Origin of the sequence: Pseudoalteromonas sp. 13-15 (assembly GCF_001468205.2) — a bacterium.
GTDB lineage: Bacteria > Pseudomonadota > Gammaproteobacteria > Enterobacterales > Alteromonadaceae > Pseudoalteromonas > Pseudoalteromonas marina.
On sequence record NZ_CP019163.1, the window covers coordinates 506,465 to 528,041 of the forward strand.

At 39.6% G+C, this 21,577-nt stretch carries 18 protein-coding genes; 12 read left to right on the forward strand and 6 right to left on the reverse strand.

Translation table 11 applies throughout. The features are described from left to right. Window positions 1-30: 30 nt before the first annotated feature. On the reverse strand, window positions 31-1,563 hold the full coding sequence (locus tag ATS72_RS17815) for a catalase (protein WP_058429909.1): 1,533 nt from the start codon (window positions 1,561-1,563) through the stop codon (window positions 31-33). 364 nt (window positions 1,564-1,927) lie between these two features. Here ATS72_RS17815 and ATS72_RS17820 point away from each other — a divergent pair, with 364 nt between their 5' ends. From ATS72_RS17820 to ATS72_RS17840, 5 genes are all read left to right on the forward strand, one after another. Then, entirely contained in the window at window positions 1,928-2,596 is a 669-nt protein-coding gene (locus ATS72_RS17820; protein ID WP_058429908.1) for an HAD family hydrolase, read from the forward strand. A gap of 134 nt (window positions 2,597-2,730) precedes the next feature. Beyond that, the gene (locus ATS72_RS17825; RefSeq protein WP_039037534.1) at window positions 2,731-4,452 is read left to right on the forward strand and encodes a purine-cytosine permease family protein; all 1,722 of its coding nucleotides are present in this window, start codon (window positions 2,731-2,733) and stop codon (window positions 4,450-4,452) included. A gap of 40 nt (window positions 4,453-4,492) precedes the next feature. Continuing rightward, complete coding sequence (locus tag ATS72_RS17830; protein WP_008128559.1) at window positions 4,493-6,013, forward strand: mannitol dehydrogenase family protein; 1,521 nt, start codon at window positions 4,493-4,495, stop codon at window positions 6,011-6,013. A gap of 2 nt (window positions 6,014-6,015) precedes the next feature. Then, window positions 6,016-6,933 carry a carbohydrate kinase family protein gene (locus ATS72_RS17835; protein WP_058429907.1) on the forward strand — a complete coding sequence of 306 codons (918 nt, stop codon included), beginning with the start codon at window positions 6,016-6,018 and terminating at the stop codon, window positions 6,931-6,933. 301 nt (window positions 6,934-7,234) lie between these two features. Then, complete coding sequence (locus ATS72_RS17840; protein ID WP_010556845.1) at window positions 7,235-8,701, forward strand: carbon starvation CstA family protein; 1,467 nt, start codon at window positions 7,235-7,237, stop codon at window positions 8,699-8,701. A 67-nt stretch (window positions 8,702-8,768) separates the two neighbouring features. On the opposite strand, the gene ATS72_RS17845 is transcribed toward ATS72_RS17840, so the two are convergent. Further along, the gene (locus tag ATS72_RS17845) at window positions 8,769-9,296 is read right to left on the reverse strand and encodes a TetR/AcrR family transcriptional regulator (protein ID WP_058429906.1); all 528 of its coding nucleotides are present in this window, start codon (window positions 9,294-9,296) and stop codon (window positions 8,769-8,771) included. A 204-nt stretch (window positions 9,297-9,500) separates the two neighbouring features. On the opposite strand from ATS72_RS17845, the gene ATS72_RS17850 reads away from it, so the two are divergent. The 4 genes from ATS72_RS17850 to ATS72_RS17865 all read left to right on the forward strand — a co-directional run bounded on the left by ATS72_RS17850 (window position 9,501) and on the right by ATS72_RS17865 (window position 11,954). Beyond that, window positions 9,501-10,124: a glutathione S-transferase family protein gene (locus ATS72_RS17850; protein WP_058429905.1), complete on the forward strand. Its 624-nt coding sequence runs from the start codon at window positions 9,501-9,503 to the stop codon at window positions 10,122-10,124. A 77-nt stretch (window positions 10,125-10,201) separates the two neighbouring features. After that, window positions 10,202-10,894: a cupin domain-containing protein gene (locus tag ATS72_RS17855; protein WP_058429904.1), complete on the forward strand. Its 693-nt coding sequence runs from the start codon at window positions 10,202-10,204 to the stop codon at window positions 10,892-10,894. A gap of 104 nt (window positions 10,895-10,998) precedes the next feature. Then, window positions 10,999-11,379, forward strand: coding sequence for an STAS/SEC14 domain-containing protein (locus tag ATS72_RS17860; protein ID WP_010556842.1), 381 nt, complete (start codon window positions 10,999-11,001; stop codon window positions 11,377-11,379). A gap of 170 nt (window positions 11,380-11,549) precedes the next feature. Next, window positions 11,550-11,954, forward strand: a complete 405-nt coding sequence (locus tag ATS72_RS17865; RefSeq protein WP_006792633.1) for a hypothetical protein — start codon at window positions 11,550-11,552, stop codon at window positions 11,952-11,954. Window positions 11,955-12,049: 95 nt separating this feature from the next. Here ATS72_RS17865 and ATS72_RS17870 read toward each other — a convergent pair whose 3' ends face one another. From ATS72_RS17870 to ATS72_RS17880, 3 genes are all read right to left on the reverse strand, one after another. Continuing rightward, window positions 12,050-12,997 carry a carbohydrate kinase family protein gene (locus ATS72_RS17870; RefSeq protein ID WP_058429903.1) on the reverse strand — a complete coding sequence of 316 codons (948 nt, stop codon included), beginning with the start codon at window positions 12,995-12,997 and terminating at the stop codon, window positions 12,050-12,052. A 127-nt stretch (window positions 12,998-13,124) separates the two neighbouring features. Then, window positions 13,125-15,521, reverse strand: a complete 2,397-nt coding sequence (locus ATS72_RS17875; RefSeq protein ID WP_058429902.1) for a TonB-dependent siderophore receptor — start codon at window positions 15,519-15,521, stop codon at window positions 13,125-13,127. 167 nt (window positions 15,522-15,688) lie between these two features. Continuing rightward, on the reverse strand, window positions 15,689-16,918 hold the full coding sequence (locus tag ATS72_RS17880; protein WP_058429901.1) for an MFS transporter: 1,230 nt from the start codon (window positions 16,916-16,918) through the stop codon (window positions 15,689-15,691). A 176-nt stretch (window positions 16,919-17,094) separates the two neighbouring features. On the opposite strand from ATS72_RS17880, the gene gtfA reads away from it, so the two are divergent. After that, window positions 17,095-18,564, forward strand: a complete 1,470-nt coding sequence (gtfA, locus tag ATS72_RS17885) for a sucrose phosphorylase (RefSeq protein WP_058429900.1) — start codon at window positions 17,095-17,097, stop codon at window positions 18,562-18,564. 52 nt (window positions 18,565-18,616) lie between these two features. Here the strand turns inward: gtfA and ATS72_RS17890 are convergent, their stop codons facing one another. Then, window positions 18,617-19,648 (reverse strand): LacI family DNA-binding transcriptional regulator, encoded by a 1,032-nt coding sequence (locus ATS72_RS17890; RefSeq protein ID WP_058429899.1) that lies wholly within the window; start codon window positions 19,646-19,648, stop codon window positions 18,617-18,619. A gap of 393 nt (window positions 19,649-20,041) precedes the next feature. Between ATS72_RS17890 and ATS72_RS17895 the strand changes: the two genes are divergently transcribed. After that, complete coding sequence (locus ATS72_RS17895) at window positions 20,042-20,947, forward strand: tetratricopeptide repeat protein (RefSeq protein WP_058429898.1); 906 nt, start codon at window positions 20,042-20,044, stop codon at window positions 20,945-20,947. A gap of 295 nt (window positions 20,948-21,242) precedes the next feature. Further along, window positions 21,243-21,569 (forward strand): nuclear transport factor 2 family protein, encoded by a 327-nt coding sequence (locus ATS72_RS17900; protein WP_058429897.1) that lies wholly within the window; start codon window positions 21,243-21,245, stop codon window positions 21,567-21,569. Window positions 21,570-21,577 lie beyond the last annotated feature (8 nt).

A 21,577-nucleotide genomic window follows, 5' to 3' on the forward strand; every position in this document is an offset into this window, starting at 1 on the left:
GTCGGTCCTTCCTCTAGGTTGGGTAAATTATTAAAGTTTAGCGGCTAGTTGCTTAACCATTTTAATATCGCCATTTACGGCTTTAGTTAAACGTGTACCGTACTCGCTGTCGGCTTTGTAGAAGTGGCTAAGCATTTTGTGCATAACTTTGCTGTCTTTTACTTTGCCTAAATCGCCAGCTAAGTTGTTAACTAAGTTAGTGCGCTCTTGCTTACTAAAGCCACGGTAAAGTACGCCAGCTTGTGCGAAGTTTTGCTGCTTTTTAATCGCGGCTTGTTGTACAAAGCCTTTAAGTTCAGTGTTACTTCTGCGTGCAATTGGGTTTTCTGCAACGTTTTCGTGACTTGGTTGGTAGTTCACATTACTTGTTGTATTACCGTAATTCATTGCGCCGTCTTGGTTGTAGTTAACCACATCAACTTTTGCGCGGTTAATTGGTAATTGTTGGTGGTTAGCACCTAAGCGGTACATTTGTGTATCTGAGTATGAAAACATACGCCCTTGTAATAGTCTGTCTTCAGATGGCTCAATACCCGGGATTACATTTGCCGGTGCCATTGCAACTTGTTCTGTAGATTGAAAGAAGTTAGTTGGCATACGGTTTAAGGTCATTGTACCCACTTTTGTTTCTTTAACGTCTAACCACATTTTTGTTGCATCTAATGGGTTGTAATCAAAGTCATCTAACTGCGATGGGTCAAGTGTTTTAATGTATAGGTCCCACTTAGGGAAGTTGCCTTTACCAATTTCGGTGTACAGGTCGCGTGTTAAGTGTTGAAAATCTTTTCCTTGTACTTCGGCTACTTCTTTAGCATCTAGGTTGTCGATACCTTGTTGGCTTACCCAATGAAACTTAACGTATTTAACATCGCCTGATTTGTTAATCATTTTATATGCATGTACGCCCCAACCATCCATTTTACGTAAGCTTGCTGGTGTACCGTAGTCGCTGTATACCCACGTTAACATGTGAGTAGAGCCCGGCTCGTACGAGAAAAACTCAAATAAGCGGTTAGGATCTTGAATGTTATCTACCGGAGATGGCTTTAACGAGTGAACCATATCTGGGAATTTAATCGCGTCACGGATAAAGAACACAGGTAAGTTGTTACCTACTAAATCCCAATTACCTTGGTCTGTGTAAAATTTTGTAGCAAAACCACGAGGATCACGCAGCGTTTCAGGGCTACCTTTTGAGTGAATTACTGATGAAAAACGAACAAATACGTCTGTTTCTTTACCTGCTTCTGCAAATGGCGCCGCAATTGTTAAATCGTCTAGTTCTTTTGAGGCTACAAACACGCCGTGTGCGCCAGTTCCTCGCGCATGCACTACACGTTCAGGGATACGCTCGCGTGCAAAACGTTGCAGCTTTTGAATTAGGTGTACGTCTTCAAGCAATACACTGCCGCGCTCACCGGCGGTCATTGAGTTTTGATTATCGCCAACAGCTGCGCCGTTGTCCTTTGTAAGAGTGGTAACCGCACTTGCAGGTAATGCCACTGCAAGGGCTAATGCGCTTAAAGTTAATTTAGTTTTTGTTGTGTTTATTTGAGTTTTCATTGTCGACCTCGTTATTTAAAAGTGCCGGCAGTGTTGCTGGCTGTTTAACTGTTAACGAGTGTATGGGTTAAATTTATTTCGGTAAAATTGATTGTTTAGATTGTAATAATCACAAAAGTAGATTGGCATCTGCAGTAAATACATTTGCTGTGAATACGGCATGCGATTTTAGTCGTAACAGCTAAAATCAAAACTAATGAAAATCAACAGCTTTTGTATTGAGGTGTTGATTATTTGAACTATGTAGCGAGTTTTTAAGTTCACAACGTGTTGACATATTATAATAATAAAGAGAATATGCTCACTCTCTGGGCTTATGCTCAAGATTGTGTTTGCATAAAACTAAATGCAATAAGGTAAAAAAATGAACCCTAAAATTGAACTGGTTATTTTTGACTGTGATGGCGTTGTAATTGACAGCGAAGTTTTAAGTGCACAAGTGCTCATCGATATGCTTGTTGATAAAGCGGTGTTTATTGACCGTGCTTATGTACAAGAACATTTTTTAGGGTGCAATTTTAAAGCGGTTACTCAAAAGATAGCTGATGCTTTTAATGTTGAATTGCCAGAGCGATTTGAAGCTGATTATAGAAATGCACTTTTACATGAGTTTGAAACAGCCCTAATGCCCACAAATGGCATTAAAGAGGTATTGGCTAATTTAGCTACACCTAGCTGTATAGCAACTAGTAGTAGCCCTGCACGAACAGAAAAAGCATTAAGCGTCGTTAAATTGAGTCATTATTTTGATGAGGTGTTTACTTCAAGTGAAGTAAAAAATGGCAAACCTGCGCCGGATTTATTTTTACACGCCGCTAAAAAAATGGGGGTTAACCCAGCCCATTGCTTGGTAATAGAAGACTCTATAGCGGGCGTGAGTGCGGCGCTTGCCGCAAACATGCAAGTACTTCATTACAGCGGTGGAGGGCATATGCAAGGAGCTGTTAATTTTGTTCACAAGGCATACCCCGAGGTTGCTCATTTAACAGATTGGAAAGCGTTTTATGAAATGTATCCAACCCTAAAAATATAAAAATAGCGTTGATTTAGTCCCACACTGACATGAATGACGTTGTTTAAGAATTTTCGAGGTTGTGTGCTTAGCCGCACACACAACTAAATGCACGTTTTTGTGATTATTATCGTGTTAAAACAATAGGAAGTACCATGGCAACGAGTCCACACACACACACATTTAAAGATGTAAACGAAGAGCAACTTCCCGTTGCTAATAATAAGCTTCATGGTTGGAAGCATTTTGCCGGTTTATACGCGGGTGAGCATGTTGCAGCCACTGAGTTTGTTATTGGTGCAACATTTGTTGCACTGGGTGCATCAACAATCGACATTTTACTAGGTTTATTAATTGGTAATTTATTAGCAATGTGTTCTTGGTGGCTAATTACAGCGCCAATTGCAGTAGAGACGCGTTTAAGTTTATATAATTATTTGAACAAAATTGCTGGTAACTCAATGACTAAGCTCTACAACTGGGCTAACGTCATTATTTTTAGTGTTATATCGGCGGCGATGATTACGGTATCGTCCACTGCGGTTCGATTTTTATTTGATATTCCCGCACAGTTAGATTGGTACCCAAATAGTTTAGCGTTTGTGGGTATTGTTTTAGCCGTTGGCTCTATTGTTGTGTTTGTGGCTATGTATGGTTTTTCTACTGTAGCTGACTTTTCTAAAATTTGTGCACCCTGGCTATTTGTTATTTTTATAGCGGGCTCGTTTGCACTTTTCCCTGAACTTTCAAATCATGTAATTGGGTCAACCACGTTAACCAGCTTTAGTGACTTTATGACCATTGGCGACTCATCCATATGGACCGGTACGAACGCAGAAGGGGAGCAGGGGATTGGCCTACTTGAGGTAATTGGTTTTGCGTGGGCTGCTAACTCTATTACTCACTTTGGTTTAATTGATATGGCGATTTTTAGATTCGCCAAGCGCAAAAGCTATGGTTTGTTCTCGGGCGTAGGCATGTTTTTTGGTCATTACTTAGCGTGGATCTCTGCCGGTATTATGGGTGCAGGTGTTGCGGTATTACTTAAAACAACTATTTCATCACTCGATCCGGGCGATGTGGCTTACCACGCATTAGGTTGGACTGGGTTTGTTATTGTAATTATTGCCGGTTGGACTACTGCTAACGCAAACCTATATCGTGCCGGTCTTGCGGCGCAATCTATTTTTGTAAACCACTCTCGTGAGCGCACAACCGCTATTGTAGGGATTGTGACCGTAGTTATTGCATGTTTCCCGTTCGTATTTTCTCAAATGCTACCTTTACTTACTTATGCTGGCTTATTGGTTGTGCCTGTTGGGGCGATTGTATTTGCCGAGCATGTATTATTTCCTAAAATTGGCTTAACGCGCTACTGGGCTAAATACAAAAACATAACTCGAAGTGTGCCGGCCATTGCGTCTTGGGCGTTAGCGTTAGTGTTTGGCTTTGGTTTAAATGCGCTAGATGTTATGTCGTTTTATTACTTATTTATACCTACCTGGTTTTTTACCATTGTTGTTTACACGCTGTTAGCGAAAAAGTATGGCGCTGGTGAAGACTACAAACAACATATAGCTGCTGAGGAACAAGAGCAACGTGATATTAAAGCGTATCAAGCAGCGCAGGCGAAAGACATTCCAAAACCTGTAGTTGATGGTTCTATGTTTACTAAAGTGCTTAATGCGGTTTCGACTATTTCACTTGTCATTATTTGTATATTTGCAAGCCAAGTCATGTTTTTTAGCGACACAATGAGCATATATAGCGCAAACAAATTGCAGTTTGAGATAGCGTGTTTCATCTGTACGGTTATCTATTTTGTTACCGCTTATTGGTCATTAAAACGCCATAAAGCGCTCAATGCTGCATTGTAATTTACACGTTTTTTAATTTTTGTTTTAGTAAGGCCGCACCATGACACAACATCACACTAATGCCCTTGTTAAAGGGCTAAACCAACAAAGTTTGGCATATATGCCAAGCCATGTAGACACCCCTAGCTACGACCGCAGTAAAGTAAAAGCAGGTATAGTTCACATTGGCGTTGGCGGTTTTCACCGTGCTCACCAAGCCATGTATATTAATGAGTTATTAAAAACGCCAGGTTCTGAGCAATGGGGTATTTGTGGTGTAGGCTTGCTTGAAGCAAATCGTGGACTTCGCGATGTATTAAAGCAGCAAGACTACCTTTACACATTAACGGTAAGACACCCAAATGGGACAATAGACAATACCGTTATAGGTTCTATGATTGATTTTTTGTTTGCGCCTGAGAACAAACAAGCTGTTATTAATAAGCTCGCACACCCTGATACTAAAATTGTGTCTTTAACTATTACTGAAGGCGGATACAACTTTAACCCAGTAACGGGTGAGTTTGATTATGCAAACCCAGACATAATTAACGACATTAATAATCCAAACGATCCTATTACTGCATTTGGATATATAGCAGCTGCGTTGAAGCTACGTAAAGAACAAGGCCTTAATGCGTTTACAGTACAGTCGTGCGATAACATTCAACATAATGGCAATGTAACGCGCAAAATGTTACTCGCTTTTGCCGCAGAGCAAGATGCTGCATTAAGTGAATGGATTGCTGCTAATGTAATGTTTCCCAATGCTATGGTAGACCGAATTACGCCAGTATCTAAACAAAGTGATATTGACTACGTTGTTGATGCTTACGGTGTTAGCGATGAATGGCCAATTACGTGTGAATCGTTTACACAATGGGTAATTGAAGATTCATTTTGTGACGGGCGGCCAAATTGGGATAACGCTGGTGCTCAATTTGTAAAAGATGTAACCCCTTTTGAAACCATGAAAATTCGCTTATTAAATGCAGGCCACTCAGTACTGGGTTTACTGGGGTCTGTACATGGCTATGGCACAATTGACGAAACAGTATCAGATCCTTTATTTGCAAAGTACTTACGTGCGTTTATGGATAAAGAAGTAACGCCTAACCTAGAGCAATTAGAAGGCATTGATCTTGAAATCTACAAAGACACACTTATTGAGCGTTTTGCAAACCCTAATATTAAAGACAGCTTATCGCGTATTTGTTCGGAGAGTGCAGCTAAACTACCTAAGTTTTTAATTGCCACTATTAACGAAAACCTAGCGCAAGGGCGAGATGTATCACTAGCTACACTCGTTATTGCTGCATGGTGTTTTTATAGCGACAAAGGGGAAGATGAGCAAGGCAATACGCTTGAAGTAATTGATGCAATGCAAAGCGAGCTTCATGAAGCTGCTGCTAAAACGACTACTGATAACCTTGCATTTTTATCGCTAACAAGCTTATTTGGCGATTTAAACACGCAAAGCGCCTTTACGTCTCACTACAAAAACAATGTAGACGCGTTATACGCACCAGCAAGCAAAATAAAAGCAATTATGAAAAACGTGCTTGAGCCTAAAGGTAACTAATAATGAGCATTTTAATTGATTCTAAACAAGGTAAAGACGTAAGCGTAAGTTGTTTTGGCGAAGTGCTATGGGATTGTTTTGCAACAGGTAAACGCTTAGGTGGTGCGCCATTAAACATGTGTGTGCGCATTAACTCATTAGGTATTAAAGCCGACATGATAAGCGCAGTAGGTAACGATGAATTAGGTACTGAGCTTCTTGGCGAAATTAAAGCAAAAGGCGTTAGTTGCGATTATATTGCCGTTAATAACGACAAAAAGACCAGCACCGTACAAGTTACTTTAGACAAAAGCAGTTCAGCCAGCTACGAAATAGTCGCTGATACGGCATGGGACAACATTACTCTTACTGATTCACTTATTGAAAAAGTAAAAGCCAGTGATGTATTTGTATTTGGCAGCCTAATTGGCCGCAGTGAAGCTTCACTTGCTACGCTAAGCCAGCTAGTTGATGTAGCTAACTTTAAAGTGTTTGACGTAAATTTACGCGCCCCGCATTACACATTAGACACGCTAGTAGATTTAATGAATAAAGCAGATTTTATCAAGTTAAACGATGAAGAGCTTTACGAAATTGCCAAAGCAATGGGTTGTAAGTTCCATTCGCTTGAGCAAAATCTAGCGTTTATTGCAGAGCAAACTAACACTGAATATTTGTGTGTAACCAAAGGCAGTCATGGCGCACTGTTAACGGTTAAGGGCCAAAATTATTACAATTCAGGCTATTTAATTAGTGTTGTAGACACCGTGGGCGCTGGGGATTCATTCTTAGGTTCATTGATATATCAATTATGTAGCAGCGATTGTGCTCAGCATGCGGTTGATTTTGCCTGTGCGGTAGGGGCTATGGTTGCAGAAAGTGCAGGTGCTACACCTACATTGACTCATGAAAAAATTAACGAATTTATGCGTCCTCTTTAAAAAAATTGTGTGTTGAAAGCGGCTTAAGCAATATGCTTAGCCGCTTTTTTTTGCCTAAAAATAGTGTGGTAAACATACATTTTGAACGTTTAAACAGCGGTATTCGTCAGGTTTCTAAACGAGTTATCAAATTACTTTATAAATTGAACAAGTCATGAACGATTGCGACTAAGGTATTAGCTAAACGTCTAATTGTCTGTAAAAAATAGCTTTGATATTGTTCCAAAGTTATTAAGTCACCTTTATGCGAAGCGATACACACTGCGCTTCTAAATACACATACAAAAGAGAAACGTGCTTTATGATTATCTTTTTTATTTGCCTCACTATATTAATTTTGGGATATAAGTTTTATAGCCCATTTGTAGAAAAACAAGCAGGCATGGATTCAACGGTTGATACACCACAAAAACGCTTTAGTGAAGGTGTTGATTACGTGGCTATTCACCCTGTTCGTGCTTTTTTAATTCAATTTTTAAATATTGCGGGTGTGGGTCCAATTTTTGGCCCTATACTGGGCGCTTTATATGGTCCGGTTGCGCTTGTATGGATTGTGTTAGGAAATGTATTAGGTGGCGCTGTTCACGACTTTTTCTCAGGTGTAATGAGTATAAAAGAAGACGGTAAAAGCTTACCTGAAATAGCTGGTCACTATTACAATGTTGTATTTAAAGGCTTTATGCTTATTTTCACCGCAATGCTGTTATTTTTTGTTGGTGTAGTATTCATAATGAGCCCAGCGGGTTTACTTAGTAACTTAAATTTATTTGAAGGTACATTTTTAGCCAATAATACTTTTTGGGTATTGGCTATTTTGGCTTATTACTTTTTAGCGACGCTGTTACCAATTGATAAGATCATTACACGCTTTTACCCTATTTTTGGTTTGTTAATGATTGTTATGACAGTCGCTGTTGCCGTGTCGTTACTTATTAACGCGCCACATTTACCGGTTGCTGGCGACTTTTTGGCGTATTTTGAAGCCGATCACGCGCATGACTTTTTAGCACCAAACCCCGACGGATTACCAACTTGGCCCCTATTATTCATAACCATTACCTGTGGTGCTATTAGTGGTTTTCATTCAACGCAAGCACCTATTATTGCTCGTTGCTTAACAAACGAAAAATATGTACGCCCGGTGTACTACGGTGCCATGATGTGTGAAGGCATTGTTGGTTGTGTTTGGGCATTGGCTGGTATTGCGGCTTTCCCTGAAGGTTATGCTGGTTTAAAAGCAATGCTTGATCAAGGTGGTCCAGGCTTAGTTGTAAACCATATTGCAAATAGTTACTTAGGTGTATTTGGCGGTATTATGGCAATTATTGCGGTTGCTGTTTTCCCTATTACCTCAGGCGACACCGCATTTCGTTCACTGCGCTTAACGGTAGTTGATGCCTTTAATATTCCGCAAAGTATACGTAATCGTCTGTTGTTGGCTTTACCTATTCTAACTATTGCTTACTTTATGACCAAGTTGGATTTTTCATTAATTTGGCGTTACTTTGCGTTTTCAAATATGTTGCTTTCTACCAGTGTACTATGGCTTGCTACTAAGTATTTGTTTGACCGTGGCACCTTTCACTGGATTGCGAGTATACCTGCGGTTATTGCAACGGCTGTGACCTTGTCGTATATCACAACAGCTGCAATTGGTTTTAACTTATCGAGCGATTTAGGTAAACCCATAGGTGCAGGGGTCGCGGTGATTGGTCTGATCATACTTGCCATTGTGCATGCTAAGCATAAAGCGAGCCCAGCAGTTTAAATAATTTCCGTGTAAAACTAAAAAGCGAGCTAATTAAGCTCGCTTTTTTATTCGTCAAATCGTCTGGTTAAATACTGTCTCGCGTTGCTAAATCAAAGTAGCTGTGATCGTCGAGTGTTTTACTGATCATCATCGCACCCTCAAGCATACTTATCGTTTGAATAGCTGCTTTTTGTGGGTTTATTTCACCGTTGACCGAATGCGCTGCGCTTAGCCAGGTTAAATTTTGAGTGAAAAAGCGCTTTACTTCTTCACGTACTTTTTCAGGTAAGCTGTCACTCTCGGCGCCAAGCAAACCGCATAAGCACATTTTTTTATCGGTCACCAATGCGCCTCTAAATAGCGACGTATAAAAGTCGATAGGGTTTTTACCTTGCGCTTTTAACTCAGCGGGCTCTCCTAATGAAAGCAAAAACGCATCAGTATATTGATGTGCAAGCTCTGCGCCTAAGTCGGCTTTAGTAGGGAAGTGATAATGTACACTGGCGCTTTTTATACCGACTTCGTTAGCAAGCTCTCTAAAGCTAAAATTGCTGTATCCGCCTAGGCGTACTTTATTCTCTGCCGCTTTGAGTAGGGCCTCTTTTTTGCTCATACATCTTCATCCTATTGTTGACCATAAAATTATCGACCAGTAGGTAGTTATTTTCAAGCCTTAATATTTTTATAAATAAAATATTAAGTTTCATGCGGTTAGCAAATACTCTGCTTATGTAGTTATTTTAAAGTTTGACTTAGTTTGGTATAAAGAATATAAATACCTATCAGTAGGTAGGTGAATTAAAAAAGGTCACACTCAATGAAAATTTATGATGTAGAAAACTTTCCAAACCCGCTTCGTATTCGTATTGCGCTAGCAGAAAAAAATGCGACAACTGAAGTTGAATTTATTGCGGTTGACTTACTAAATGGTGAACACCGGACAGAGGCTTTTTTAGCTAAAAATCCATTGGCTGGTGTGCCAGTATTAGAGCTTGATGACGGAACACTTATATCAGAATGCACAGCAATTACTGAATATATTGATGCTGCTTTTACAGGTCCATCATTGATGGGCATTTCGGCAAAAGAGCGCGCAGTAATAAATATGATGCAAAAACGTGCTGAGTCTATGGTACTTGATGCTGTTGCAACGTATTTTCATCATGCTACTGATGGGTTAGGCCCAGAGCTTGAAACATATCAAAATATTGCATGGGGCGAAAAGCAAGGTGAAAAGGCGCGTACTAGCCTAAATTATTTTAACGATATACTTGCTAAATCAAGGTTTGTTGCGGGCGATAATTTTAGTATTGCCGATATAACTCTTTATGCTGGATTAGTGTTTGCTGGGTTTGCCAATATTGCGCTACCGAGTCATTTAACTCATTTGCTAGCGTGGCAAAAAGTAGTTGCAGCTCGACCAAGCGTCGCGGGCTTATAAGTAAAAGTGGGTTCAATAGGCCAATTAAACTCGGTATATTGAGTTTAATTGGCAAAACAAAAATTTAAGGGGCAAGCATGAAAATAGCAGCCGATTTTAGTCAGCGTATAGTGGTGAACAGTAATACATTACCTTGGGTAAAATCGCCTATGGCAGGCGTTGATAGGCGACCTCTTGATCGCATAGGCGATGAGGTTGCGCGTGCAACGAGTATTGTTCGTTATGCACCAGGTAGTGAGTTTTCGCCACATGTTCATACCGGCGGGGAAGAGTTTGTTGTGTTAGAAGGTGTTTTTCAGGATGAACATGGCGATTTTCCTGCGGGCTCGTACATCAGAAACCCGCCGCAATCACAACATAAGCCGGGTTCAAAAGAGGGATGTATTATTTTTGTTAAGCTTTGGCAGTTTCAGCCACAGGATAGAACACACGTTCGGTTGCAAACTCACTTTATGGGAAGCGTTGAACACTCAACACAACAAGGGGTTGCGGTAACACCTTTATACAAAGATGAGTTTGAGGAAGTTAGCTTAATTCATTTAGCGCCTAATGCGCAGTTTGTTTTAGATGCTGAGTGCGGAGCTGAGTTGTTAGTAATTGAAGGCACCGTAACAGAAGGGCAAGATTTGCTTGAAAAAAGTAGCTGGTTACGTGTGCCTGTAAATTCTAATGTTTTAGCAAAAGCAGGCAAGCTGGGTGCTAAGTTATGGGTTAAGGAAGGGCATTTAAACGATGTAGATAACCAAATTGCGCGAGTGCAGCAAGCTTAACTAACTTAAGCGCAGGTTAAATACGGTTTTTGTTGATTTGCTTCATCATTGATTAATATAAAGTGCTTTATGCTCAAAACTTACTATAAGAATGAGCAAATGTAATGGCAAATTTAACTCCTAGTTTAACACTTGATATAGAAGGCGCTGGACGCGAAATTTTTATAACGTTAAAAGCAGTGGGTAATTTAAAGCACGCTGATTACAATGCAATTACCCCTAAAATTGAAGCCGCGCTTTTAAAGGTAAACAACCCGATTATTAATTTATTTATAGACGGCATTGAATTAAAGGGCGTGGGTTTTAAATCGATATTTGACGATTTGAATTTAGGGATAAAGCATAATAAAGCGCTAAGTAAAGTAGCTATTTACGGTAATAAAACATGGCAAGCAACCGCTGCAAACATTGGGAATCGTATTATTTGTGGTGAAATGGCTTACTTTGAAAATGCCACTGCGGCAATTGATTGGCTTGAACACTAGTTTTAAATGGGCCTATTATTTTGGGTTTAGGCTAGTGTTATTAGACTAAAGTCTATAGGTTAGATTTCTTCACTTATTAGTTTTGTTTTTATCGTTTGTCGGTTTTATAGGGATCCTCTAAAGTTCAGTTGTCGGCAACAAGCACGACTTAACTTAACAGGATTATGACCATGAAAACACTTATCAAAACTATCGCTCTTGGCTCACTATTAACATGTTCAGCTGCTGCAATGGCTGATCAAAGTGATTACAAATTAATGGTTATTGAAGCGCAAACCGCGCCGCAGCCACTTGAGCAATCTTTTAATAGCTGTGCACTTAATGTTAAGTCAAAAAACTACGCTGAAGCAGAACAAATTTGTACTAAAGCAATTGCACTTTTACAAGATGCCGATGCCCCTAAATTTAAAGTTCGTCAGCTTACATCATTTGCATTAAGCAATCGCGGTGTAGCGCGCCTAAAAGCTAAAAACGAAACGGCCGGCCTTGCTGACCTATACGAAGCAAAACAACTATCTAACAACGATATGGTATCGCATAACTTAACGCGCGCTAAAGAAGAGCTTGCTTTATAGCACTCAGATTAACAATAGTTGAAAAAGCCCCTGTAGGTATTTATCTACAGGGGCTTTTTTAGATTAATTTTTAAAATGTTGCAGGGTGTGTTAGCTCAAAGTACGTCGTCTAAAACGGGCAATGCAGGAAAAGCACCCTTTGATAAACAGGCTTTTGAGCCACAACGAAGGCCAAAACTTAATGCGTCTTTAATTACTTGTTTATTATTGAGTTTGTCGCTTGGTAATAGCGCCTCGTTGTAATGATTTAAATGATATAACACACCTGCAATAAACGCGTCTCCGGCACTGGTTGTATCTATTGCATTAATAATCGGTGCAGCTTCACTTACGTTAAACGTTTTATGGTAAACAGTGGCAGGCTCGGGTCCATCGGTTAAGAAAATTAAACTAACGCCTAACTCTAATAGCGATTGTAAATATTCATCACCTGATTGACTGGTGTGTTCTGCTAAAAAATTTAACTCATCACGTGACAGTTTTATAATGTCGCAATGGGCGTAGCAGGCACGCACATTAGGCTCAATATCACGAATATTATGCCAAAGGCTGTATCGTAAATTTACGTCAAAGCTAACAAGTTTATTATGAATTTTTGCTTGTTTTAAAGCGCTCAATGTTGTGTTTGCAATGGCAATACTTGTTAGCGTATTTGAGCAAAAGTGTAGGGTACTTATTTCATCCCACTGAATTTGCTGTAAATGTTCAGGAGCAAGGAGTAGGTCGGCGGTGTTATGGCGGTAAAAATTAAAGCTGCGTTCGCCAGTTTCATCTAAGCTGACAATAACCATCGCTGTTTGCGCATTTTTTATAGTAAATAAATACTCGGTGCCGACATTATATTGCTTTAACGCGTCGGTAAGTTGTTTGGCAAAGTAATCATCACCCATACCACCACAAAATGCAGCGCTACCACCTAACTTTGCATAGCCTACTGCTACGTTTGCAGGTGCGCCACCAGGAATAGGTAAATACGCTGTGTTGTGTGAGTCTTGTGGCAACATATCAATAAGCAGCTCGCCAAGGCTTAGTAATTTGGTCATGTTATAAATCCTAAAAAACCTAGCAAGGCTAGGTTAAATGTAAGGGAGAGTAATAAAATTTAAGTTGAGTAGGGAATAAAGCGCTGAAATAAAACTGCATTTCAGCGCTCAACACACTCAGACTCGGTTAGTTAAACGCGTATTTAAGCGTTAGTGATGTTGTACGGCCATTAATTGTACGTGCGCGTATAATATCGTTTGCTGGTACAGAGCCTTCCTCTGCTTCTGTAATGCCTACTGTATCAAATAGGTTATTTACATTCAGTGCCAGGCTAAGGTTTTCAGATAGGTCGTAGCTTACAAAGCCATTTACCTGTGTGTAACCATCGAATTTAAGGTCGTTATTATCTTGAGCGTAAGCGTCAGTTGTACCAATAAAGCTTAGACCTGCTGCCCCTTTTTCATAGCTGTAGCGAGCCATTAGTGAGTAAATTAAATCCGCTTGACGGCGTGGTGTGTTACCTACAACGTCAGGAGATAGTGCATCTTTAGCAATTTCAGCATCAGTCCACGTCAAGTTACCACGAAAATCCCACGCATCCATGAAGTACGTTGATTCAATCTCAATACCTTTGGCTTCGTATTCACGGTCGAAGAACTTTTGTGATGTTGCTTCAAAGTTTTGCTCTTCAGTTTCTGCGTAGAACGCTGTTGCAAATACCGATAGTGAGTCAAAACGTTTTTTAACACCAAACTCAAATTGATTTACTTCATCAACTGCATCTTCATCAGCTACTGAGCCATCTGAGCGTACTTTACCAAATAAAAGACGATCAGCGTTTGCACGTCCGCCTTTACTGATACGCGCAAATGTTGCAAGGCTAGGGTCTATTTGGTAGTTGGCACCAATTGAGTAAGACGAGTAGCTCCAGTCATAATTTACTGGGCTTGAGTTAGCATGATCAATACCGACAACATTCTGCTCGGGTACTGAAATAACACCATCACGGTTCATATCAACAGTAGATGTTACTGCTCCTGCGTAGTTACCGCGTGCTTCACCGCTGTCGTAACGCGCACTTGCATCAATGCTTAAGTCACCAAGTTTAGTTGAGAAAGCAACATAGGGTGCACGTGTGTCGTATTCAGTGTCGTAGTCGCGCTGACAACAGTTACCCCAAAATGGCGTGCCGTATGCGTATAAACCATTTTCTGAAAACTCAGTGCCGTCGGCAGCCGTTACATTTAACAGTGCTGCGTTGTCACCTTTAAGCTCCATAACGTAAGAGTTCCACAACCACGACATCGCTATGTTTTGCGTTGATGCGTAGTAACCAAACGTAAGGCTTGTGTCATCGTCAAACGATTTTGTTAGTTTAAAGTCGTTAACAATAGAGTCAAAGTCATTCATTGTTACGTCAAACGTATGGATACGCATAGCTAAATCGCCATTGAATGCGTCACCTGTGTTTGCATTGCTCAGTGTTGCGCCTGCTCCGCCAATGCTTGCAGCCATTGCCGATGCATCGCCTACTTCAGCTGGAATAATAGAATTAAAGTTTCCGCTAACTGACGATTTACGAAAACGGTTTTCAATACGCCAATCGTTGTCTAAGTCAAATACAGCTTCAAAGCCAATAGAATCAACATTTGGGTTCATACCATCGCGAATGTCACCATTGCTAATTTGGTTTTGACCATTTAAGCGAACTGTTTTAGTGAACAGTGCTGAATGCGGTGTATCTGACTGAGAATCAAACCCTGGAACTGAATCACCATTTGAGTACATTGGCATTGGAAGGTAACCAACGCTTTTGTCGTCTAAGTGTTTGTAGTAAAGACGCACATAGCCGTTTTCGAAATCTTTAGTCAAATTAGCTTTTATTTGACCACCTTTATTTGATGTGTAACCCGTTTCACGTGGGCCTTCACCTTGGCGTACAAAGCCACCTACATGAAAGCGAACGCTGTCGGTTAAATAAGTACCGTATTCAAAATCAGTACGTACACTGTCAAAATCTAGGCCAACAGTGGTTGCAACGCTGCCCGATTCGTTTTCGCCGTTTTTAGAGATAAAGTTGATGATACCGCCCGGTGCATTACTTGCTGCTGTAGACGCTGAACCACCACGAATTGACTCAACCGTTTGAACCGTGTTGTCAAGGCGCATAAAAATATCAGCATTACCAAAAGCGATGTCACCGTATTGCAGTACAGGTAAACCGTCTTCTTGTAACTGTAAAAATTTAGCGCCACCTGATGCAACCGGTAGACCACGAACTGCAATGTTTGCATTACCTTCACCGCCAGTAGATTCTGAACGGATACCCGGAATGATTCTAAATGCTTCAGCGGTAGAGCGAGGTGTTGAAACTTGAACTTGTTCAAGCGAAACACTGCTTACTGATACGCTTGAAGCCATAATTGTTGTACGGCGTGGAACACCGGTTACAACGATTGTTTCAAGTCCTTTGTTTTGTGATGCTTCTGGCTGAGTTGTTTCTGCTTCTTGAGCATTAATGCCTTGGCTTACTGCAAGTGCTAATGCACTGATTAAATATAAAGGAGTGTTGTGTGTTGTCATGTGAACGCCTCGTTATGTTGAACCTAAATGGTTATTTATTTTTACTTAATCGATTAAGTAAAAATAACAAAATTTTTACAAGATGCAAATTATTTTATTATTAATTTGCTCTTTTTTTACTCACCCATTGATTTATAGGGTAATTTTTTTGTTAAATAATTATCAAATTAATTAGTAACTACGTTATTTTGCTCTAAAGCTGATGCTGATGGGTCACGTAAATAATTAAATAGCATAGCCAAAAATAGAATAACTGCAAAACCAGTTGCTAAGTAAAAACCGTAACGCACATGACCAAAGTAATCACTGATCATGCCCATTAAAAGTGGGGCTAATGCTGCTGACAATGCGGTAAAAAATAATATAACGCCGGCTACAGCACCATGTTGTTGAACAGGGAAACAGGAAATGCCCTTAGAGTTTAAAGTAGGGTAAACCATTGACATAAATAAACCTGAAAGCGGAAGCAATCCAACGGCCCAATCTACACCGCCAATTAATGTGCCTACATAACATAGTGCTATGCCAAGGCTCAGGTAGGTCATTACACCTTGCCAACTAAAGCGATTAAGTAACCATACCGCTATAAAACGACCCGCTGCGCGAAGTATAAAGAATATGGTTAGTGCGTAGGTTGCAAGTAATGGCCATGAACCTGTGTAGTCTTGTAGTAGTGTTGGCATCCATACATAAATAGCCACCTCGGTTGCTACGTATAGTGCGATAGCCATTGAAAAGCCCAGTGCATAAGGGTTTTTAATCATTTTCATGGTGGTGGCAAGTGAGGCGGGTTTTTCGGTTGTTTTTACAACTGGCGGATAATCTGCACGCCACGCCAGAAGCGCAAGGATCAAACACATAACACCAGCAATAATGTAAAGGTATGTCCAACTTACATTTTGAACGAGTAAAACACCTACCAGTGCAGGACCAACAATGGCACCTATTCCAAAAAAGCCTTCTACCTTGTTCATTGTTTTGGTGTGTTCTTCGTTACTGTGTGAAATATCACCCAATAAAGCTAATGCACCTGTTTTGAATAAACCGATTGCCAAACCAATACAGCAAAGAAGTACCAAGAAAAAATTAAAACTAGAACTTACTGCAAATAAAAAACAACTCCCAGAAAAAATGAGTAACCCCAGCATAATGGTTTGCTTTCGTCCAAGGCTGTCGGCTAAAAAGCCTAAAAATAGTCCACTAAAAGCAATTAAAGCCATTGGCGCATAATGAAAGGCACTGGCTTGGGTCATACTTAAGCCAAAGTCTTTTATAAGCTCAGGGATGATCATGCCGACCGCATCAGAGGTCATGGCAAACATAAAAAACATCATGTATGTAAGCCAGCGTATTTGTCGCAACGGATCGCTGCTTACTTGTGTGTGTGGTTTTGTCATTTTATTTAATCCTCGTTAAATGCAGGCTAATACGCGCTAAGTCAGTTAGTTACTTAGTGAAGTATTATTCATGCAACGATATTTGTATGTAAAATTTTTAAAAATTACTTGTAAATTCTCACTCTCTAGTTAAAGATATATCTTAATCGATTAAGATTCAACATGGTAATCACACAATGATGCAAAACAAAGTTCAATTGATCACATATGCTGATCGAATCACTGGCCAAGACATTAATGCACTCACTACACTTTTAAATGGATCTTTAAAAGGTGTATTTGGCGGTGTGCATTTGTTGCCATTTTATAACCCAATTGACGGCAGTGATGCTGGCTTTGATCCAATAGACCATAGTGAAGTAGATTCAAGAATAGGTTCTTGGGAAGACATTAAAGCGCTTGGTAACAACCATGATTTAATGGCCGACTTAATTGTTAACCATGTTTCGGCGCAATCATTTCAGTTTCAGGATGTGCTTGCTAAAGGTAAAACCTCTGAATTTTGGGATTTGTTTTTAACCAAAGAAGACGTATTTCCAAATGGCATGAGCGACGCAGAGCAAAAAGCAATTTATCGTCCTCGCCCTGGTAGTTGTTTTACACCAATGAAATGTGGTGATGGCGAAACGTACGATTTTTGGACTACGTTTACCGATAACCAAATTGACATTAATGTAAAGGTAGAGGCTGGCGTTGCGTATCTAAATAATGTACTCACCAAGTTCTCTGCTAACAATGTAAATATTATTCGCTTAGATGCAGCGGGTTATGCTATTAAGCAAGCGGGCACTAACTGTTTTATGCTAGATGAAACGTTTGGTTACTTAGATAACTTATCTAAGCAAGCAAATAAATTAGGTATGGAAACAATTGCTGAAATACACAGCCATTATCAAACTCAGGTTGAAGTGGCTAAACGCGTAAACATGGTTTATGACTTTGCACTGCCGCCGCTTATTTTACATAGCTTGTTTAATAACGACGTTGATGCACTTTTAAAGTGGCTAAAAATATCACCACGTAACTGTTTAACTGTACTCGATACACATGACGGCATTGGTATTATTGATGCTGGGCCAATGGGCGACAAACCAGGTCTACTAAACGCTGAGCAAATTGATAACCTTGTTGAAACAATGCATGCAAACAGTAATAACGAAAGCCGACAAGCAACTGGAGCTGCAGCCAGTAATGTTGATTTGTACCAAGTTAACTGTACTTATTACAACGCATTGGGGGCTAAAGATTTTGATTATTTATTGTCTCGCGCCATTCAGTTTTTTGCACCAGGTGTCCCACAAGTTTACTACGGCGGTTTATTTGCATGCGAAAACGACATGGAGCTTTTAGCCAAAACAAATGTTGGCCGTGATATTAACCGCCCATATTTAAATGCAGATAAAATAAGCGAATCACTTGATAAGCCCGTTGTAAAAGGCTTAATTGAACTGATTAAAATTCGTAACGAACACCCAGCGTTTTCTGGGGAGTTTTCAGCGCAAGGTGAAGGCGGTATGTGTTGTTTAACGTGGCAACTTGGTGAGCAATCTATTTCATTAAGTGTAGATTTTGAAGCAAGAACCGCCCTTATAACGCAAGTAAATGGTGATGAAGAAACATCGATAAGTTTAGATTCTTTATTGTAACGAATAGAGTTTTGCTTAACAAAAAGCCAAGCTAGTTAGCTTGGCTTTTTTATTAACTGCTGGCACCAATGTCGAGTTCGTAGCTGACTTCTTGTATTTTGTTTTCTTTAGAAATAAATAAGTTTGCAGCAATTACGCCTTTTTCTTCACTGTTTTGATGAATAGTACTTAACCTAGGCACGAACCGTGCTGCTTCATCAATCCCATCAAATCCAACAATACGTAGGTCTTTTCCAATTTTTATACCTTGCTTGATTGCCTCTCGCATTGTGGCGAGTGCAATTAAATCACTCATACAGATAATAACGTTAGGGCGAGGTGAAGCTGATAATACTTCTTTTGCAGCTATATTAGCAAAGCGCTCACTGCTTTCAGGTATGTTCCAAATACGATCGTCAGCAACACTGATATTTGCCTCAACTAATGCACGTTGATAGCCACGTAAACGCTGATGAGAAATTGACTCTCCGGTTTGAAACTCGTGATGTTCATAAACGCGGCATAATACGTTTTCATCGAGAAGTCTTAGCCCTAGAATGGCGACTTTATCGTTTATATTGTGCAAAACATGCTTGGCAATTTCGTAGCTAGCTTGTTCGTTATTGATGTTAACCGACGCATTGCGATTAATGTCAAAATCTACAGTGACGACGTGTTTTGGCGTTGTTTTAAGTTGCTCTACGAGGGCATGGTTACGAGGACGACCATAGCAAATAAAACCATCTACAAAATCAACAACACTATTGAGGTTATTATTACTGCCAGAGAACAATAAAACGTTAATATTGTTTTTTTCGAGTACAGAAGTTACGCCACGCACAAAGCTGCTGGCAACTGGGTCTGATACCATGTATTCAACGCTGTCGGGTAGCACCAAAGCGACAATGTTAAACGTACCGCTTCTTAATGATTGCGCTGCTTTATTTGGGCCAAAGTAACCAAGCTCTTTACAGGCTTTGAGTATCGCTTCTCGGCGTTTTTCTGAGAGCTGATCTGGTCGATTAAATGCATTAGATACCGTTGCATTAGACACACCTAACTCTTTAGCAATACTTTTTAGGGTCCATCGAATTTGTTTACTCATTAACTACTCTTTGCCGTAAAACTACATTACACAAATTAACATATTGAGCTGTTTAACATAATAAAAAGTTTAGGTTTTATCGTTAATTTTTTTAGTTATGAGGCTGCTGCATTTAAATTGTAAGCGATTAGTAACGCAATTAATTTATGCCTATGCAAAAAAGGTGTTTTTATAATATTTGCGGCGCCAGTACATGAACGGGTTAAATTATTTTTACCCGATAATAATGTTAAAAAATTTACTAATTTATAACTATGTGATGAAACTTGGTTATATATTATGGTTTTAGGTTATAAATAACTTCAGTATGCTCTTGTAATAATAAGCTTGATTTTTAAACAAACTGTTGTAATCTAAATCAGGTACACCAAAATCATTACCATGGAGAGAACAATGAGAATAGCTAAAATTTTACCTTTAATTATAGCGTCGGCCTTATCAGCTAATTTGGCTTATGCAAATACAGACCAGGATACAGACGCACTTCCTTTGTGTGAAACTGCTGAATGTACATCGGATTTCAAAAAGCTCAGAAATTTTGCCATTAACGGTAGTAGCGAAGCTGCTAGCTTACTTGCCATTGCTTATGCAAACGGTGAAGGCGTAAGCCAAGACGACGCATATGCCAGAAAGTTTATGTTAAGAGCTATTAAGTGGAAAGACCCTTTTGCTATCCATCAGGCTTCGCGTTGGTATAGAACAGGGCACATTTTTGATAAAAATGTAGCAAGAGCTGATGAGTTATTAAACCGAGTTGTTGATAGAGGTTTTCCGCCAGCTTTGGTTGATAGGGCGAAACAGTTGTTTGCTGAAAATAATAAAAATTCAGACAAATTAGCATTCGATCTGCTAATTAAGGCAAAAGAGTCAACTTATTTGCCAGCTTATGAGCTGTTAGCTGTTTTTTATGAACATGGTATAGGTACTGAAGCTAGTTTGTATCAGTCAGCTAAAATGCATAAAACGCTGGCTATTCGTGGTCATGAAGGTGCGCAAGAAAAATTAGATAAATTAGTTGCAATAATTGAACAGCAAAACATAAACATTGACGGTTTAAAGGTAAGTCAAGACATTGAGCGTTTAGATCCTGTTTTATTGGACGTCCATTCAGAAATTAAAGATTTGATTGCCAAACTAAAGACTACGGATTATGACGGTAGAAGCACTGTTTCTAGAATACAAGGTCAGGTATGTTCAGATGCGGGCAATGGTTGTTATATACAATTTAATAGAAACTCTCCAGGTATGATACCTAATGTTGTTACAGGGACAATTAAAGGTCGCTTTTTAGGTCAATAGGCCTTGACCGTTTGAAAAAGGAGAGCGTATGCTCTCCTTTTTTGTTTGTATTTAAATAATTATACTTAATTTTATTTTGCAAGCTGCTTTAGGTTATATTTGCTTATTGCTAGTATTGTATTTCTTAAGTTTTTGTAGTCATCTTTTTAGTTATTTTCCCAACTAGCTTCTTACTGCCCAGTTTATTTTCAAGGATGTTTATTGTTATGAAAGTTGTCTCAATGCTTACGCAGTTTAGCCTTTTTATGCGAGTGATGCGTTAGCGTGCTCGGCAAGTACCAATCCTAAGCAAGTAGTGCAAGCGCAATTAGAGGCTTATAACGCAATAAATATAGGTCTATTTGCAAGCTGTCACTCGGCAGATATAAAAATTAAAAATAGCCAAGAAGGCGCTCCTGACATTATTGGGCAAGAAAGCTTAATCAAAGCGTATCAGTTTTTAAAAACAGCGCCAAAATCATTTAAAGTGATTCTTGAAAATCGAATTGTGAATGGGCCTGTGGTTGTTGATAATGAGCGGTTAACTAGGCTTGGTGAGAGGCGAGATGATATGTTTGCCGTTGCGGTGTATGAAGTGCGTAATGGCAAAATTGTTAGCGTATGGTTCCCACCAACTAAATAACAAAAGCT

Bases quoted from the DNA above. Each gene is read 5' to 3' on its own strand.
- ATS72_RS17815 (WP_058429909.1), bottom strand. From the start codon at position 1,563: ATGAAAACTCAAATAAACACAACAAAAACTAAATTAACTTTAAGCGCA.
- ATS72_RS17820 (WP_058429908.1), top strand. From the start codon at position 1,928: ATGAACCCTAAAATTGAACTGGTTATTTTTGACTGTGATGGCGTTGTA.
- ATS72_RS17825 (WP_039037534.1), top strand. From the start codon at position 2,731: ATGGCAACGAGTCCACACACACACACATTTAAAGATGTAAACGAAGAG.
- ATS72_RS17830 (WP_008128559.1), top strand. From the start codon at position 4,493: ATGACACAACATCACACTAATGCCCTTGTTAAAGGGCTAAACCAACAA.
- ATS72_RS17835 (WP_058429907.1), top strand. From the start codon at position 6,016: ATGAGCATTTTAATTGATTCTAAACAAGGTAAAGACGTAAGCGTAAGT.
- ATS72_RS17840 (WP_010556845.1), top strand. From the start codon at position 7,235: ATGATTATCTTTTTTATTTGCCTCACTATATTAATTTTGGGATATAAG.
- ATS72_RS17845 (WP_058429906.1), bottom strand. From the start codon at position 9,296: ATGAGCAAAAAAGAGGCCCTACTCAAAGCGGCAGAGAATAAAGTACGC.
- ATS72_RS17850 (WP_058429905.1), top strand. From the start codon at position 9,501: ATGAAAATTTATGATGTAGAAAACTTTCCAAACCCGCTTCGTATTCGT.
- ATS72_RS17855 (WP_058429904.1), top strand. From the start codon at position 10,202: ATGAAAATAGCAGCCGATTTTAGTCAGCGTATAGTGGTGAACAGTAAT.
- ATS72_RS17860 (WP_010556842.1), top strand. From the start codon at position 10,999: ATGGCAAATTTAACTCCTAGTTTAACACTTGATATAGAAGGCGCTGGA.
- ATS72_RS17865 (WP_006792633.1), top strand. From the start codon at position 11,550: ATGAAAACACTTATCAAAACTATCGCTCTTGGCTCACTATTAACATGT.
- ATS72_RS17870 (WP_058429903.1), bottom strand. From the start codon at position 12,997: ATGACCAAATTACTAAGCCTTGGCGAGCTGCTTATTGATATGTTGCCA.
- ATS72_RS17875 (WP_058429902.1), bottom strand. From the start codon at position 15,521: ATGACAACACACAACACTCCTTTATATTTAATCAGTGCATTAGCACTT.
- ATS72_RS17880 (WP_058429901.1), bottom strand. From the start codon at position 16,918: ATGACAAAACCACACACACAAGTAAGCAGCGATCCGTTGCGACAAATA.
- gtfA (WP_058429900.1), top strand. From the start codon at position 17,095: ATGATGCAAAACAAAGTTCAATTGATCACATATGCTGATCGAATCACT.
- ATS72_RS17890 (WP_058429899.1), bottom strand. From the start codon at position 19,648: ATGAGTAAACAAATTCGATGGACCCTAAAAAGTATTGCTAAAGAGTTA.
- ATS72_RS17895 (WP_058429898.1), top strand. From the start codon at position 20,042: ATGAGAATAGCTAAAATTTTACCTTTAATTATAGCGTCGGCCTTATCA.